Origin of the sequence: Nocardioides sp. R-C-SC26 (assembly GCF_021246465.1) — a bacterium.
Taxonomy (GTDB): Bacteria; Actinomycetota; Actinomycetes; order Propionibacteriales; family Nocardioidaceae; genus Nocardioides.
The window spans coordinates 170,151-186,231 of the sequence record NZ_JAHRHK010000006.1 but is presented as its reverse complement, the minus strand read 5'-3'; the positions used below and the strand labels follow the sequence as shown (position 1 = coordinate 186,231).

Genomic DNA, 16,081 nt, shown 5'->3' with positions numbered 1-16,081 from the left:
CAGCATCGGCGATGCTGGCTGAATCTGTCAACAAGACCTAGACTCGCGCCATGGCCCCCGAGGCGACCGCCACGTCCACCGACGCCCCTCCGCCCGCGCTGTCCATCTCGACCGAGAACTGCCAGATCGCGCGCGCCCTGGAGGTGCTGGGCGAGAAAGGGTGCGTCGTCGTGCTCCGCGAGGTCTTCAACGGGGTGCGGCGCTTCGCCGACATGCAGCGCCACAGCGGGCTGCCCCGCCAAGTGCTGAGCAACCGGCTCGCGACCCTGGTCGAGCACGACGTCCTCCGCCGCGTGCCCTATCGCGAGGACGGCGCCCGCGAGCGGCACGAGTACCGCCTGACCGAGAAGGGCTTCGACCTCTACCCGGTCCTCGCGGCACTGTCCGACTGGGGAACCCGCTACTACACCGATGCCGACGGCGTCCCGGTCGAACTGGTGCATCGCGACTGCGGCGCTCCGGCCACGGCGGCGCTCGTCTGTGCCGACGGCCATCGCATCGACAGCCGACGCGACGTCGTACCCCGGCCCGGCCCGGGCGCGCGGCCCTTCACGCCGAGCTGACCGGGACCGCCGCCGGCGATCACCCGGACCTGCGACCGACCGCCCACTCCCGGATGCGGTTGATGCGCGCGTAGAGCTGCTCGGCGTTGGCCACCGCGGCAGCAGGGCCGCCGCACTCCTTGCGCAGTGCCGCGTGGGTCACCCCGTGCGGCTGACCCGTGCGGTGGTTCCACGCTGCCACCAGGCCGTTGAGCTCGCGGCGCAGCACGGCGAGCTGCTCGTGGGTGCTCACCTCGGCCAGGTCGTCGGCGGCACGTTCCTTCGCCGAGGTCGCCCGCGCGGACTCGCGCGCCCGCTCCCGCGCGGAGTTCTGGTCGCGGGTGCGCTGCTGGAGCAGGTCGCGCATCTGGTCGGCGTCCAGCAGACCCGGGATCCCGAGGAAGTCCATCTCCTCCTCCGAGCCGTAGGCCGCGCCGTCGTAGAGCGCGTGGTCGAAGCGCGCCTCCGAGCCCAACGCCTCGAACGGCAGCTGCGCCAGCTCGTCGGAGGCACCCTCGCCGGCCTGGGCCCGGGCCAGGAGATCGTCCTCGGCGGCGAAGATGTCGGACTCGTCGTCGACCCGACGGCCGAGCACGTGGTCGCGCTCGAGCTCGAGCTGGGCAGCATGCCCGAGCAGCGTGGGCACCGAGGGCAGGAAGATCGACGCCGTCTCGCCGCGAGTGCGGGCCCGCACGAAACGGCCGATCGCCTGGGCGAAGAAGAGCGGGGTGGAGGTCGTCGTGGCGTACACGCCGACAGCGAGGCGCGGCACGTCGACGCCCTCGGAGACCATCCGCACCGCGACCATCCACTTGGACTCGTCGGCACTGAAGGTCGAGATCTTCTTCGACGCCGCCTTCTCATCCGAGAGCACGACGGTCGGCGCCTCGCCGCTGATCGCACGGAGCAGCTTGGCGTAGGCGCGCGCGTCATCCTGATCGGTGGCGATCACCAGTCCACCCGCGTCGGGGACGTGCCTGCGCACCTCGTCCAACCGCTTGTCCGCCGCCTCGAGCACGGCCGGCATCCACGAGCCCGTGGGGTCCAGCGCCGTGCGCAGCGCCTGGTTGGTCATGTCCTTCGTGAGCGGCTCGCCGAGCTTGGCCGCCACTTCGTCGCCGGCCCGGGTGCGCCACGACATCTCGCCGGAGTAGGCCAGGAAGAGCACCGGCCGGACGACGTGGTCGGCGAGCGCGTGGCCGTAGCCGTAGGTGAAGTCGGCGACCGAACGAGGCACGCCGTCGTCGCCGGGAGCGTAGGAGACGAAGGGGATCGGGTTGACGTCGGAGCGGAACGGCGTGCCGGTCAGGCAGAGTCGCCGCGCGGCGGGTTCGAAGGCCTCGCGGACGCCTTCGCCCCAGGAGAGAGCGTCGCCGGCGTGGTGCACCTCGTCGAGGATGACCAGGGTCTTGAAGCGCTCGGTGCGGATCCGCAGCGCGAGCGGGTTCACCGCGACCCCGGCGTAGGTGACCGCCACACCGACGTAGTCGCTGGAGATCTTGCCGGACCCGGCCGAGTAGGTCGGGTCGATCGGCAGGCCCATGCGGTCCGCGGCCTCGGCCCACTGCTGCTTGAGGTGCTCGGTCGGCGCGACGACGATGATCCGGTCGACCACCCGCCGTCCGATCAGCTCGGCGGCGGCCGTCAGCGCGAACGTCGTCTTGCCGGCACCCGGCGTCGCGACGGCGAGGAAGTCGCGCGGCCCGCGCCCGAGGTAGTCATCCAGCGCGGCCGACTGCCAAGCGCGCAGCGACGTCGCGGTACCCCAGGCAGCTCGCTCGGGCCAGGCAGGCCCGAGGGTCACTCCTCGCCCTCGTCGTCGCGGAGTGAGTCCCAGATCTCCTTGCAGTCCGGGCAGACCGGAAACTTCTCCGGAGCACGGCTCGGCACCCAGACCTTGCCACAGAGGGCCACGACGGGCGTGCCCATCACCATCGCCTCGGTGAGCTTGTCCTTCTCCACGTAGTGGCTGAACCGCTCGTGGTCGCCGTCCTCGACCGGGATGGTGCGCTCCTCCTCGCGGACGGCGGTGTCGGTCGCGGTGCGGGATCCGAAGCCGAAGGAGGTCACCGGGTCAGTGTAGGAGGTGGCGAGGGTCGCTGGGTTCAGGCCGTGAGGCCCGGCCCCTGCTCGATCCGCCGCAGCGCCTCCTCGGTGGCCTCGGCCTGCTGCCGCTCGAACGTCTCGATCACCGACTCGGGAGCGCCGTGGGACCGGAAGTAGTCGAGATAGTCGGCCATCCAGCGATCCCAGGCGCGATCGGCGGCGTCGAACCGGGGCTCGAGACGCGCGTGAGCGGCCGGGTCGTCGTCCTCGATCGTCCGCAGCGTGGCGGCCACCAGGCGGGCGCCTCGCTCGGACAGGTCGACCTGCTCGACCATCAGCCCGCGCAGTTCGACGTCAAGGGTCTGACGAGCCGCGACCATCGCCACGTCCACCAACCTGTCGATGGTGTCCAGGTGCTTCCCCGACGTCGTCAGCCACGCGTCCAATCGACCGTCACTCGGGACCGTCGCATAGACCTCGATCGCCAGGGCATCAGCCTGGGCCAACGCCACGGACGCGCGGACGACGGGCCCGCCCGGCGTCAGGTCCGCGGGCATCTCGTCGTCACTCCAGTGCCAGTCGCCCGGTTCCCGTTCGACGCTAGCGGGTCCCGAACCGCTCGTGACGGCACTCGAGTCCGTGGCCGTCCATTCGCCGGATGCCAGCGCGCAGGCCGCCAACACGCCGCCCAGCACCAGCGCGAGGTTGAGCACCCCGGCCGTCACGATCGCCACCACCGCCCCACCGCTGGTCGGCCGCGCGACCTCGATCGCCGGCACGTGCGCATGCGGATTCCCTGTCGTGTACGCCCCATCGTTCACGCTTCCACGCTAGGAGCGCCGAGGCACCCACCGCCTCGGCCGAGCGCGCGGGGTGGCGGTAGTCCGATCGGGCCAGCGGAGACGGCGATCGACGTCGCCGCCTGCCGTCGGGCTCGGGCGCCGCTGGCACGATGACAGCCGTGACGACCGCGATCAGCCTCCAGGAGCAGTACTTCCCCACCATGACCTGCTTCGGCTGCGGCCCGGCGAACGAGCGCGGTCTGCGGCTCCGCTCCTTCCCCGACGGCGAGACGGTGGTCGCGCGCTTCACACCCTGGCCCGAGCACAACAACGGCCTCGGCTACCTCAACGGCGGCATCATCGCCACCGTGCTGGACTGCCACAGCGCCGCCGCCGTGGTGCACGAGGCGCACCTGCGCGACTGGCCTGCGCTGCCGGGCGCGGCACTGCCCTACGTGACGGCCGGGATCGACCTGGCCTACCTGCGTCCGACCCCGCTGGAGGCGGAGCTGCGCCTCGAGGCCGAGGTCACCGAGGCGAGCTATGAGGAGATGACGGCGCGGGTGCGCGTCGTCCACGACGGCAAGCCGCGGGCGGAGGCCACCGCCGTCTGGAAGCGCTGGCGTCCGCGCAGCTGAGGTGCTGCGGGGGCCGTGCTCGCGCAGCTGACTGCTCGCCCAGCACGTCAGCTGCGGGAGCCGTTCCTCACCCCGGTCGATCACCGGCGAGCGCCGACCTGAGTCGCTCGGCGTAGTGCGACCGCTCGGCCAGATCGTCGTACTTCTGACGCGGCCAGAAGAAGCCACGCAGACCGTCGCCCTTCGTGCGCGGCACGACGTGCAGGTGCAGGTGCGGCACCGACTGGCTGACAACGTTGTTGATCGCCACGAAGCTCCCCTGCGCCCCCAACGCGTCCACCACCGCGGTGGCGAGCCGCTGTGCCGCGGCGAGGAACGGGTCACGCAGCTCAGCCGGGAGCTCGGGCAGGGTGACCACGTGGCGGCGGGGCACCAGCAGCACATGCCCCTTGAAGACGGGGCGCTGGTCCAGGAAGCCGAGCAGGTCGGGCTCGTCGAGCACGACGTCTGCGGGAGTCTCCCCCGCGACGATCTGGCAGAAGACGCACGAGGTGGTTGCCACCCCTCGACTCTCGCACGGGAGGTCTCATCCCGGGAGGGCCGAGCGCTCCCGCAGGACGGCGACGCGCGGGTAGCGCGGGACGCCGACGACCGACGCCGCGGTCAGACTCACCACCAAGCCCAGTGCGGTGAGCCGCAACGCCCACGCCGTACCGGCGACGTCGGCGAGCACGCCGGCGAGCGCGGCACCGAGGGGCGCGCCGCCCCAGGCGATCAAGCGGGCCGTCGTGTTGACCCTGCCCTGGAGGTGGTCGGGCGTGATCACCTGCCGCGTGACGATGCCGTTGACGATCACCACGGTGAACGCGAGGTGGAAGACGGCGAGTACGACGAGTGCGGGCACCCACGACCCGAGCGAGGCCAGCACGAGCATGGGAGCGAGCATCCCGGCATACCCGACGGTGGTGATGAGTCCGACCCCGAGACGTCGTTGCACCCGCGGGAGCGCGAGGGACCCGACGAAGGATCCGACGGCGGCAGCCGCGTAGAGCCACCCCAGTCGGGCGTCGTCGCGCGCCAGCCCGAGCTGCTCCACGCCGAGCACCACCAGGAGCCCCGAGACGGCGCCTCCCGCGAGGCTCGATCCCACGCCCAGGACGGTGAGCCAGCGCACCACCGGCTGAGCCCACAGGAATCTCACGCCCTCACCGATCTCGCGGCGCAGATCTCGGTCGGCACCTCGCCCGGGTCGGTCCTCGCTTCCGGGCCAGCGCAGCGCCATCATCCCGGCGGTGAGAAACGCGAAGGCGACCGCGTCGATCGCCAGTGCCACCACGGGCGAGGCGGTGGTGACCAGCACTCCGGCCACGACCGGCCCGACCACCCCGATGCCCGTGCCGACCGTGGCCAACGCCGACGTCGCCTCGGGCAGCTTCGATCGGCCGGCCAACTGCGGAAGTACGCCGAACGTCGCGGCGTCGGCGAAGACCCACAGCGTGGCCACCGCGACGGCGACGAGCAGCACGTGGACGATGTTCACCGAGGCGAGCGCGGCCGCCAGCGGGATCGATGCCATCAGCACGGCACCGAGCGCACCGGTGAGCACGAGGATCCGGCGGCGATTCCAGCGGTCGGCCATCGCGCCGGCGATGAGTCCGACCGCGAGATACGGCAGGCTCTCGGCCGCGGTGATCAGCGCCGTCACCGAGGCTCGCCCGGTGAGCCGATAGGCCAGCACTGGGAACGCCACCAGGCTCAGAGCGTTGCCGACCATGGCGACCACGCGCAGCGCGAAGTAGCGACGGAAGAGCGGCGTCCAGAGGGTGTCCGATGGCCGATCGCCCCTCACGCGCACCACCTGCACGCCGTGCGTGCAACACGCGATCCCCGGAACACAAAGGGGGAGATTACTCTAACGAGAGTCGTTATCATTAACGCACCTGCTGATCCGCGTTGTCATCCTTCCGCAGGCGCCTCGGTGGTGCGGGCGTCGGTCAGGGTCATCGCCCCGAGGCCGGCCACGACGCCGACGACGACGGCCAGCACCGCGTAGGCGATCCGTTCGCCCTGGAAGAACGAGGCGACCAGGGCCGGGCTCCACGCGCCGTCGGGCAGACGCGTCGTGACGAGCACGGCGAGGAGCGTGCCGAGCAGGGCCGTGCCGATGCTGGTGCCGACCTCCTGCGCGGTGTCGTTGAGGGCCGTGCCCATCGACGTCCGGTTGGCCGGCATCGCCTCGACCAACGCCACGGCGCAGATCGTCATCACGAGGCGGAGCCCGATCGTCATCACGACCATCGCCACCGCGATGCTCGCGTAGCCGTGGTCGACGCCCCACGACAGCCCGGCCAGCGACCCCGCGAGACAGGCGGCGCCGACCAGGCAGGCACGACGGTGGCCGATCGAGGCGGCGAGGCGCTCGGCGAGCGGCGTCGCGAGCAGCATCGTCGCGATGAGCGGGAGATTCGCCAGGCCGGCGCGTACCGGGCTCCATCCGTAGGCGTACTGGAAATGCAGGATCAGCCCGAACAGCACGCTCGCCATCGCGATGGACGTGCCCGCCTGGGCGATCACGGCACCCCGCACAGTCCCGTCACGGAAGATCGTCAGGTCCAGCATCGGAGCCGCCGCGCGCCGCTCCCACCAGACGAAGGTCGCCCCGGAGGCGACGGCGCCCACCACCACGAGAACGGTCACGATCGAGGTCCATCCGCGCTCGACGCCGCTGGTGAGGGAGAGACAGGCCAGGCCGATCGTGGCGATGCTCGCCGCGGCGCCGGGGAGATCGAGACGGTCCTCGGTCAGGTCGTCGCGGCGGTCGGCGGCGACGCCGAGCCACACGCCGATCCCCGCCGCGAGCGCGATCGGCGCGTTCACCAGCAACAACCACTCCCAGCGCACGTGCGCCAGCGCCGTGCCACCCAGCAACGGGCCGAGGATGAACCCACTGACGCCGACGGCGATCATCACGGTCATCGCGCGCATGCGCAGGACCTGGTCGTCGAAGAGCCGGAAGACCAGTGAATTGGTGATCGGCGCCATCGCCGCGGCCGCGATGCCGAGACCCGCACGGAGAGCGATCAGCTCGCCGGTCGAGGACACGGCCGCGACGAGCAGGCTCAGCGTGCCGAACAGCGCGAGCCCGACCAGGAGAACCCGACGACGCCCCAGCCGGTCGGCCAACGACCCCGCCGTCAGCAGCAGTCCGCCGAAGGTGAGCGAGTAGGCGCCGGTGACCCACTGCAGGGCGGTCGTGCCACCCCCCAGGTCGCGCCCGATGGTCGGCAGCGCGATGGACAGCAGGGTGTTGTCGACCATCTCCACGAAGAAGGCGAGACACAACGCCGTCATCGGGATCCAGGCGGCGCGGAGGGAGGGATAGGTACGAGACGCGGTGGCCTGCGCGGTGATGGCGGTCATCGGGCCTCCTCTCGAAGCTTATCGAACAATGTTCGATCAACATAGAACGACGTTCGATATCTGACAAGTCCGTGGTTGGATGGACCCATGACGACCCGCCCGCGATCTACCGCCGGCGCCGGTCCCGCACGCGGACGCCGTCGCTCGTCGCACTCGCTGGACGCCGTCCTCGACGCGACGGTGCAGCTCCTGGACGAGGCGGGCGGTGCGGCTCTGACCTTCCGCTCCCTCGCGGCCCGTCTGCGCACCGGCGTCGGCACCATCTACTGGTACGTCGCGAGCAAGGAGGAGCTGCTCGACCGCGCCACCGATCACGCGCTGGGCCCCGTCCTGGAAGCGATCGACGCGGTGCCCGAGGGAGAGGACCCGATCGACGACCTGCGACGGATGGCGATCGTCCTCTTCGACGCCATCGTCGAGCGGCCCTGGCTCAGCGCGTACTTCATGCGCAGCATGGAGATCCAGGTGACCTCGCTGCGCCTGTACGAGCGGCTCGGCCGCCCCACCCTGCGGATGGACCTGACACCGCGCCAGCGCTTCCACGCGGTCTCGGCCGTCACCGGCTTCGCGGTGGGCACTGCGGCCGATCTGGGGCAGGAACCACCGGAGGCGATGCTCGACGACGGCGCCGACCGCGACGAGCTGCTGCATCGCTACGCCGACCGGTGGCGCGCGCTCGACGCGGACGACTATCCCTTCGTCCACGACATCGTGGACGAGTTCGACGGCCACGACGACGTCGACCAGTTCCGCGCCGGGCTGGAGCTGATCCTGGCCGGCCTCCGGCTGGAAGCGGCCGGCTGAGGCCACCGCGACCCGATCACATCGGACCGCGATGGTCGGGTGCCCCGCGTGTCGCCGCGGGGAGAGTGGCAGGCGAAAGGAGGGCCCCGTGATCGCCGAGCTCAACCGGGCCGTGGACGACCTGGAGTCACTGCTCACCGACTCCGCGTCGAATCCGATCGACGTCGCGGAGATCGCGCGGCGGATCGGCACGACCGAGCACCACCTCCGCCGGATGTTCGCCTCCCTGGCCGGCATGCCGGTCTCGGAGTATGTACGGCGACGCCGGATGTCGCTCGCGGCAGCCGACCTCGTCGCCGCCGAGGACGACCTGCTCACGATCGCCGTCCGCTACGGGTACGGCTCGACCGAGGCGTTCGGTCGCGCGTTCCACGCGGTCCACGGAGTACGCCCCGGCGAGGTGCGTCGACACGGCGGCCCGCTACGGACACAAGCACGGATCAGGTTCCACCTGACCGTCGAAGGGAGCATCCCCATGGACACCCGCATCGTCACCCTGCCCACTCTCCGGCTGGTCGGATGGGCCGCCCGCGTGCCGCTCATGCACGAAGGCGTCAACCCTCACATCGCGCGACACGTCGCTGCCATCCCCGCCGACGACGTCGCGCGCCTCAAGCACCTCAACGACGTCGAGCCCCGCGGCGTGCTCGCCGTCAGCGACGACCTCGACGTGGATCGCGCCGAGGGCACCGAGCTGACCTATCTGCACGGCGTCGCGATCTCGACGACGGCGCCTGTTCCCGACGACGTGGCCGGTCTCGATGTCATCGAGACCGGCGCCGGCACCTGGGCGGTGTTCCGCACCCAGGGGCCCCACCCCCAAGTGCTCCAGGAGACCTGGGCAGCCACGGCGACCAGCTGGTTCCCGTCACAGCCGTGGCGGCTGCGTCCCGGGCCCGAGGTCGTCGCGATGCAGGCCTACGATCCCGGCCACGAACCCGGGACCGCGACGGCGACGTGCGAGCTGTGGCTGCCGGTCGAGCCGACCTGAGGCGCCCTCGGCTCAGGAACAGCCGGTCACCCGCACGACCCCGAGGCGGCTAGTGAGGTAGCGGCCGCGCGCGTCCGTCCACGACACGACCACCCGGGTCGGACCGCAGGCATTCGAGGGCAGCCGCACCGAGCGAGTCCACGACACCGGGCGACCCGAGCGAACAGCCCGGCGCGCGACCACACCACGCGCCACACGTTTGCCGTCGATCACGACGCGGTAGCCCGACGCCGCCCCCGGTGCGATGGCGGCCAGCGCGACCTTGGTACCCGCCGACGACGAACCCGGCGCGGCGAGGAGTCGGCCCAGACGCACGGGCGCCGTGCGCTCCGACGTCCGCGTCGAGGTCTGGTAGCCCGGGGCGGTGAAGGTGACCCGCACCGCGATCCGCTTCCCGATCTGGGCGGGGCCCGGGCGGAACACCACGCGCTCGGCGCCGCGTACCGGAACGCCGTCGGCGTACCAGCGCACGCGCATCGTGAGCCCGGCCGGCGCGGGCGCCGGGGCGACGCTCGCACGCTGGGTCGACGTCGCGCGCTCGGCGCCGAAGACGGCTCCGGGCACGACCCTCAGGGCGCGACCTGCGATCGGCGCACCGCGCAGGCCGCGGACGGCCGGCGCGAACCTCCGCAGCTCACCCCGGGCGACGGTCTGCCCGCCCTCGGGGAAGCGGAACGTCTTCGCCGTCGTCTCGTAGCCGGGTGCGGTGACGGTGACCACCAACACGATCTCCAGACCTGCGTAGGCGGCCGGGATCTCGAGCCTCGCGGTGGTCGCACCGGGGATGTCCTCGACCGTGTCGTCGGACCGCACAACGCGCCACTGATAGGCCGCGGCGACGCCAGGCACGTCCGGCAGCGAGATCGAGCCCGAGAGCAGGCCGCCGACCTGCGGTGTCCCCGTCACGACCGGGTCCAGCAGCGTCGGGAAGGGCTTGTCCCCCGGCGGGTCGGTCGGCGGGTCGGTCGGCGGGTTGGTCGGCGTCGAGCCACCGCCGGCCGGAAGTCGGACGTCGTCCGCGGCGCTGGCCCGGACGCGGACGACCTCGTAGCCGACGCGCTCCCAGGTCACTTCGACCGACACGATGCCGAACACGTCGTCGAAACGCGGCGCGAACGTCGAGCCGACGGCGCCGGCCACGACGTGGTCGTTCACCATCCACACGAACGTCGGGACGACGCCCGAGGGGATCGTGCCGCCGGTGATCGAAGCGGCCAGCGGCGAGCCGACCAGCGGACGGCCGGTGACACCGACCGTCGGCGCCGTTCCGAGCACGCCCTTCCCGACCAGGCCAGGCACGCTCAGGATCGTGGTCTCGGTGACGTAGTCGGTGCGGGTGAAGGTGACCGTGACACCGACGCTCTTGTCCAGGTCTCCGGGTCGCACCGTGAAGGTGCCGAGGTCGTGGGGCTGCCCACCGACATCCGTCACGACCACGCCGCCGACCGTCCACCGGTAGCTGGGCACCGCTCCGGACGGCGACCCCTGCGTCACGTTCACGGCAAGGGTGTCGCCGACGACGGCGTGCGTCGGCGCTCCGGCGAACGTCGCGCTCGGCTTGGTGACGTAGGTCCCCTCGACGGCGGCCGACGTCAGCGAGGTGACCGACTGCGAGGAGTGGAAGGTCTTCTCAGCCGTGAGCCGCAGGCTGATCTGCTTGCCCGCGAGCGCGTTCGTCAGGATCAAGGTCTCGCCGGTGGCACCGTCGATCGGCAGCCCGTCGGCCAGCCACTGTCGCGCGAGCACCGCGTCCGCAGGGCTCACGGTGCCGCCGCCGGTGAAGCCCAGCACGTCGCCTGACTTCGGCCGCCCGGCCGAAGGCAGCCCGGTCAGGGTCGGCGTTGTCAGGCCGGTGACCGCTCGTTTGCCGATGGTCGCGACCGCCGTGTTCCCGGTCAGGGTCTGGTAGCCCGCGCGGTCGACGCTCCACGCCACGACCAGGCGCGCGCCGACGATCCCCGACTCGATCACCGCGTCCATGAGGGGATCGCTGCTCGCCACAGTGAGGTCGACGGCCAGGCCGAGCTCGGGACTGATGCGCACCACGGGCGCCAGCGTGCAGTCGAGGATCGAATCCCCCGCCTCGTAGGAGGCCGGGCAGAGGTAGTAGTCGTAGACGACCGTGTCCTCGGGGTCGACAGTCGGCGTGATCGACGCAGAGGTGGTCGAGACCGTCACGACGTCACCCCGGTAGAGCTCGGTCACCGACCCTGCGCTCGTCGCCAAGCCGAAGGTCACCGTGCCGCTGAGAGATCCCTCGACGACGGAGGCGGTCGCGGCCGAAGAACCCGTCGCCGAGGGCGCGTAGTCGGTCGCCGCTGCCCTCGCACGCACCAGGAGGCGCTGGCTCTCGTCGTCGGCAGTCACCGCATAGGTCGCACCCGAGCCCACCTGGGTCTCGGCGCCGCCGTCGGCCACGCGATACCAGGTGTAGGTGACGTCGGCACCGATCGGCGTCACGCCGGTGGCCGACGCCGTGAGCTCCTGGCCGACCGCCGGCGCCGGCCCGCCGCCGGGGATCGAGATCGTCGGTGCGTCGAGCGCAGCCTGTCCGATCCCGACATAGACGGGGACCGCGATGACCGTCGAGGCGTAGAGGCCCGTGGCGCCCGACATGGCGAGCACGTAGTAGCGGCCGCCGGTGAGCGTCGCCGCCGGCAGCGTCACCACGCCGTCGACCGGCTGGGATCCGCTGGAGCCGGGCACGGCGTAGAAAGGCCCGGAGGGATCCGTCGAGGAGCGCCACTCGTAGGTGAACGTGGCGCCGGTGGGCGACCACAGCGACTCGTCGACACTGGCGGTGAGATCGACGCTCGGGGACCGAGTGCCCGCACCGTCGATGATCGGTGTCGACGTCTGGAGGAACGCTCGCGGCGCCGTGTCGATCGTGACGGTCCTCGTCGCCGAGGTAGGGCTGACGTTGTATGCGAAGTCTCTCGCCGTCGCCGTGAACTCGTACGTCGCGTCGGCCAACGCGCCCGCCGCAGTGAACGACCACGCGCCGGCGTTGGTCGCTACGGCCGTGCCCAGCGCCTGGCTGCCCGCGAACACCGTCACGACGGAGAACGCCTCCGCCGTCCCGGTGAAGGTCGGGGTGTTGTCATCGATGGTCGAGAAGTTCCCCGGCGTCGAGATCACCGGCGCCGCGGGCGGAACGGTGTCCATCGTGAAGGTGTTGGAGTTCGAGCTGACGCTGGCGACTCCCTCCACGAGCGCCACGGCCCGCACCGTCCGGATGGAGTCGGTGAGCGCGACGGGCTGTTGCAGCGACCAGTTGCCCGAGGGGTCCGCGGTGGTCGACCCGATGGACGACCCGGCGACGAAGACCTCGACGGTCGCGTTGGCGCGGGCGGTTCCGCCGTAGGTCGGCCTCGACGTCGCGACGACCGCCCCGTTCGCCGGCGTGATCAGCGTCGGCGCCGGCGGCGCGATCGAGACCGAGACGGTCGCCACGTTGCTCGTGCCGCCGTCGTTGGCGGCGGTGACGGTGAAGGAGTCCAGCCCGGCGGCACCGGCATCCGGCGTGTAGGTCAGGTTGGGCGCGGGGCCGGACAGCGTTCCCTTCGTCGGCAGGGTGGCCACGTGCCACGACGTCGGGCCGTTGCTGGCGGTGAGGGTGATCGGGGTCGCGGTGTTGTAGGACACGCTCACCGATTGCGCATGGACGACCGGCGCGACGGCCGGCGGCGGGTAGATCGTGATCATGTACGACTGCGAGACGGTGAACGGGCCGTTCCCCGAGGAGGAGTCCGTCGCGGTGAGGGTGAACGAGAAGTTCCCGAACGCACCGGGCGTGCCGCTCAGAACTCCCGACGGCCCGAGCGTCATGCCGAACGGGACGGTTCCGGAGGTGACGCCGTAGGCGTACGGCGCCGTGCCACCGACGGCAGTGAACGTCTGCGAGTACGCCGTGCCCTGAGTTCCGTTGGGCAGCAGCGACGACGGGAAGACAGAGAGCGTCGGCGCCGTCACGGTGACCGAGACGGTCGCCGGAGCGCTGGTGCCGCCCTCGTTGGTGGCGGTGTAGGTGAAGCTGTCCCCGCCCGCGAAGCCCGGGTAGGGCGTGTAGGTGATCGAGGTACCCGACGCCACGACGGATCCGTGAGAGGCCGAGGCTGCGACCGCCACAGTCGTGGGGGTGCCGCCCGTGACATTCAGCGTCACCGGGTTGGTGCTCGACCCGAACGCCACCGTGATCGACACCGGGTGGGCGACGGGCACCTCGGGCAGGGCGAAGGCCGCCGGTGCCACCGAGAGGAGAGCCCCGAGCAGGGCGAGGACGGCGACGATCGGCAGCGCGACACCGCGGCGGACGACGCGTGCGACCGCGGCGTCGTCGAACCGATGGGCGGGGCGGGCGTGGGGCATGTGGACTCCGGGCAGGTGCGGACGATCGGCGGGCACGACAAGGACGCCGAGCCTCGACGGACTGCTTCATCGGGTCGGCCCGCGTGGGGGTGCGCGGATGCTGGGCTCCGAGTTCGAACGCCGTTCGCGTCCCGTGCCCGGATCAGGATCGGGGGTGCGGCCGGTCCTGTCTGCCGAATCATCGAAGAACCGCCCAGATGGACCATGGCAACCGAACGCGCATTGCCGGCGTCTCCCTGTCATGCGCCTTCTCAGGATCTGCAGCCTGGCCCTCGCCGCGGCCCTCGTCAGCGCCGCCTGTGCCGATGTCGCGGACGACGGCGCCGCCGAGGCGTCCAGCACGAGCGCCCCCACGCGGCCGGAGCCGACGTCGGGACCGATCGGCGACGGTGCCGTGCAGACGGCCGAGCCCTCAGGTCCGTGGGATCTCGTGCTCACCGACGTGGAGGTGTCGTCTCGAGGTGCCGGCGACCGACTCGTGCTGACGTTCGCCGGGAGCGGGCGCCCCGGCTGGTCGGTCGGGCCGGTCGACCGGCCGGCGCAGGACGGCAGCGGCGACCTCGTACGCCTCGACGGCGACTCCTACCTCGACGTGTACGCATCGGGGACCGTCCTGCCGGCCGCGGACGACGCGCGTGCCTACCGGGTGCCCGCTCGGATCGCGCCGTCCCGCGGCCGGGTGGCGGAGGTGAACCTCGTCGGCACGTTCGAGGGCTACACCCAGGTACTGGTCGGGCTGACGGGCGAGGCCCCCGACGTCGACGTCACCGCACTCGCCCGCCCGCCGCGGCTCGTCGTCGACCTCGGCGGCTGAGGGCCGGCCGGCGTCGCGATCTCAGTCGATCGCGGCGCGCTCGAGGATCGCGTCGAGGTCGAGCCCCGCCGGCATGGTGCCGAACGCGCCGCCCCAGTCGCGGGAGAGTCGCGTCGCGCAGAACGCGTCGGCGACGGCGGACGGCGCGTGGCGCACGAGGAGCGAGCCCTGGAGAACCAGAGCGAGCTGCTCGACGATCCGCCGCGCGCGCAACTCGAGATCGCCGAGGTCGCCCAGCTCCTTCTTCAGTGCGGCGACGGCGTCGTCGAGCCGATGATCGGCGCCGGCGGCGAGCTCGACCTCGGCGATCGTGCGATCCAGCGAACCGGGCTCGCGAGCCATCGCACGCAGCGCGTCGAGGGCGGCGACATTGCCCGATCCCTCCCAGATCGAGAGCAACGGCAGCTCCCGATAGATCCGGGCGAGTCCGGCGTCCTCGACGTAGCCGTTTCCTCCCAGGCACTCCATCGCCTCGCCCGCCACGGCAGGACCGCGCTTGCAGATCCAGTACTTCGAGGCCGCGAGCGCGAGCCGACGGAACGCACCCTCCTCCTCATCACCCCGCACCGCGCGATCGGTCGCGCCGGCGAGCCGCATGGCCGTGACGGTGGCCGCCTCCGACTCCACGATCAGGTCGGCGAGCACGTTGCGCATCAGCGGCTGATCGATCAGAGAACGACCGAACGCCGCACGGTGCCGGGCGTGGTGAACGGCCTGGACGACGGCCGACCTCATGCCGGACGCCGTCCCGAGGGTGCAGTCGAGGCGGGTGAGGTTGACCATCTCGACGATGGTCCGCACGCCGCGCCCCTCCTCGCCGACCAGCCAGGCGTGGGCGCCGTCGTACTCGATCTCCGACGACGCGTTCGAGCGGTTGCCCAGCTTGTCCTTGAGCCGCATCAGGTGCATCGCGTTGCGCTCGCCGTCGGGCAGCACCCGCGGCACCAGGAAGCATGAGAGGCCGCCGGGGGCTTGCGCGAGTGCGAGGAAGACGTCGCTCATCGGCGCCGACGTGAACCACTTGTGGCCGGTGAGCCGGTAGGAACCGTCGGGGTGGGGCGTCGCCTCGGTGCGATTCGAGCGGACGTCGGACCCACCCTGCTTCTCCGTCATCGACATCCCCGCGATGAGTCCGCGCTTGGTCGACGGCACCGCGAGAGCGGGGTCGTAGAGGCGGGACGTCAGCAGCGGTTCGTAGACCGACGCGAGCTCCGGAGCGGCGCGGAGCGCGGGCACGACGGCGTAGGTCATCGAGATCGGGCACCCGTGCCCGGCGTCGACGTTCCACGCCATGAATCCCGCCGCGCGGGCGACGTGGGCACCGGCGCGATCATCGGCCCACGGAGCCGCGTGCAGTCCGAAGTCGACGGCGGTGCGCATCAGGTCGTGGTACGCGGGGTCGTACTCGACCTCGTCGACGCGGTGGCCCCACCGGTCGTGGGTGTGCAGGACGGGCGGATGCGCCTCGGCACGCCGTCCGAGCTCCTGGGAGGCTGCACTGCCGGCCGATCGGCCGATCTGCTCGAGCTGGGGCAGCGCCCACCCCGCGCCCTCGCGCTCGAGCGCCTCGCGCAGCGCCGGGTCGGCAGAGGTGTCGTGGCCCACCAGGGGCGGCACCTGGTTCGTGACGACGTGGGTCGGCATCGCCGGATCTCCTCTCGAGGCGGATCGGCGTCCGCCGTCATCATTTCAACTGTGCGTCATCCATCGCACGTATTGAAATGTACGCGATGCTC

The 16,081-nt window shown here is 71.6% G+C and carries 13 protein-coding genes; 5 read left to right on the top strand and 8 right to left on the bottom strand.

Annotated elements, in window-relative coordinates:
* Positions 1-50: 50 nt before the first annotated feature.
* Complete coding sequence (locus KSO97_RS07855; RefSeq protein WP_232677642.1) at positions 51-563, top strand: helix-turn-helix domain-containing protein; 513 nt, start codon at positions 51-53, stop codon at positions 561-563.
* A 19-nt stretch (positions 564-582) separates the two neighbouring features.
* Here KSO97_RS07855 and KSO97_RS07850 read toward each other — a convergent pair whose 3' ends face one another.
* From KSO97_RS07850 to KSO97_RS07840, 3 genes are read right to left on the bottom strand one after another with little or no spacing between them, the layout of a single operon-like run.
* The gene (locus tag KSO97_RS07850; protein ID WP_232677641.1) at positions 583-2,346 is read right to left on the bottom strand and encodes a DEAD/DEAH box helicase; all 1,764 of its coding nucleotides are present in this window, start codon (positions 2,344-2,346) and stop codon (positions 583-585) included.
* The gene (locus KSO97_RS07845) at positions 2,343-2,612 is read right to left on the bottom strand and encodes a DUF3039 domain-containing protein (protein WP_232677639.1); all 270 of its coding nucleotides are present in this window, start codon (positions 2,610-2,612) and stop codon (positions 2,343-2,345) included. Before KSO97_RS07845 ends, KSO97_RS07850 begins: the two co-directional genes overlap by 4 nt.
* Before the next feature lie 35 nt (positions 2,613-2,647).
* Complete coding sequence (locus KSO97_RS07840; RefSeq protein WP_232677636.1) at positions 2,648-3,409, bottom strand: hypothetical protein; 762 nt, start codon at positions 3,407-3,409, stop codon at positions 2,648-2,650.
* A 140-nt stretch (positions 3,410-3,549) separates the two neighbouring features.
* Between KSO97_RS07840 and KSO97_RS07835 the strand changes: the two genes are divergently transcribed.
* Positions 3,550-4,008, top strand: a complete 459-nt coding sequence (locus KSO97_RS07835) for a PaaI family thioesterase (protein ID WP_232677633.1) — start codon at positions 3,550-3,552, stop codon at positions 4,006-4,008.
* Between the two features lie 67 nt (positions 4,009-4,075).
* On the opposite strand, the gene KSO97_RS07830 is transcribed toward KSO97_RS07835, so the two are convergent.
* The 3 genes from KSO97_RS07830 to KSO97_RS07820 form a co-directional block, all read right to left on the bottom strand.
* Positions 4,076-4,510, bottom strand: coding sequence for an HIT family protein (locus tag KSO97_RS07830; protein WP_232677631.1), 435 nt, complete (start codon positions 4,508-4,510; stop codon positions 4,076-4,078).
* 24 nt (positions 4,511-4,534) lie between these two features.
* Entirely contained in the window at positions 4,535-5,797 is a 1,263-nt protein-coding gene (locus KSO97_RS07825) for an MFS transporter (RefSeq protein WP_232677629.1), read from the bottom strand.
* Positions 5,798-5,904: 107 nt separating this feature from the next.
* Positions 5,905-7,368, bottom strand: a complete 1,464-nt coding sequence (locus tag KSO97_RS07820; RefSeq protein WP_232677627.1) for an MFS transporter — start codon at positions 7,366-7,368, stop codon at positions 5,905-5,907.
* 87 nt (positions 7,369-7,455) lie between these two features.
* On the opposite strand from KSO97_RS07820, the gene KSO97_RS07815 reads away from it, so the two are divergent.
* The gene (locus tag KSO97_RS07815; RefSeq protein WP_232677625.1) at positions 7,456-8,172 is read left to right on the top strand and encodes a TetR/AcrR family transcriptional regulator; all 717 of its coding nucleotides are present in this window, start codon (positions 7,456-7,458) and stop codon (positions 8,170-8,172) included.
* Positions 8,173-8,260: 88 nt separating this feature from the next.
* Positions 8,261-9,163, top strand: a complete 903-nt coding sequence (locus KSO97_RS07810) for an AraC family transcriptional regulator (protein WP_232677623.1) — start codon at positions 8,261-8,263, stop codon at positions 9,161-9,163.
* A gap of 12 nt (positions 9,164-9,175) precedes the next feature.
* Here KSO97_RS07810 and KSO97_RS07805 read toward each other — a convergent pair whose 3' ends face one another.
* Positions 9,176-13,531 (bottom strand): Ig-like domain-containing protein, encoded by a 4,356-nt coding sequence (locus KSO97_RS07805; protein ID WP_232677620.1) that lies wholly within the window; start codon positions 13,529-13,531, stop codon positions 9,176-9,178.
* 241 nt (positions 13,532-13,772) lie between these two features.
* On the opposite strand from KSO97_RS07805, the gene KSO97_RS07800 reads away from it, so the two are divergent.
* Positions 13,773-14,345, top strand: coding sequence for a hypothetical protein (locus KSO97_RS07800; protein WP_232677617.1), 573 nt, complete (start codon positions 13,773-13,775; stop codon positions 14,343-14,345).
* A gap of 21 nt (positions 14,346-14,366) precedes the next feature.
* On the opposite strand, the gene KSO97_RS07795 is transcribed toward KSO97_RS07800, so the two are convergent.
* Positions 14,367-15,989 carry an acyl-CoA dehydrogenase family protein gene (locus KSO97_RS07795; protein ID WP_232677616.1) on the bottom strand — a complete coding sequence of 541 codons (1,623 nt, stop codon included), beginning with the start codon at positions 15,987-15,989 and terminating at the stop codon, positions 14,367-14,369.
* Positions 15,990-16,081: the final 92 nt, after the last annotated feature.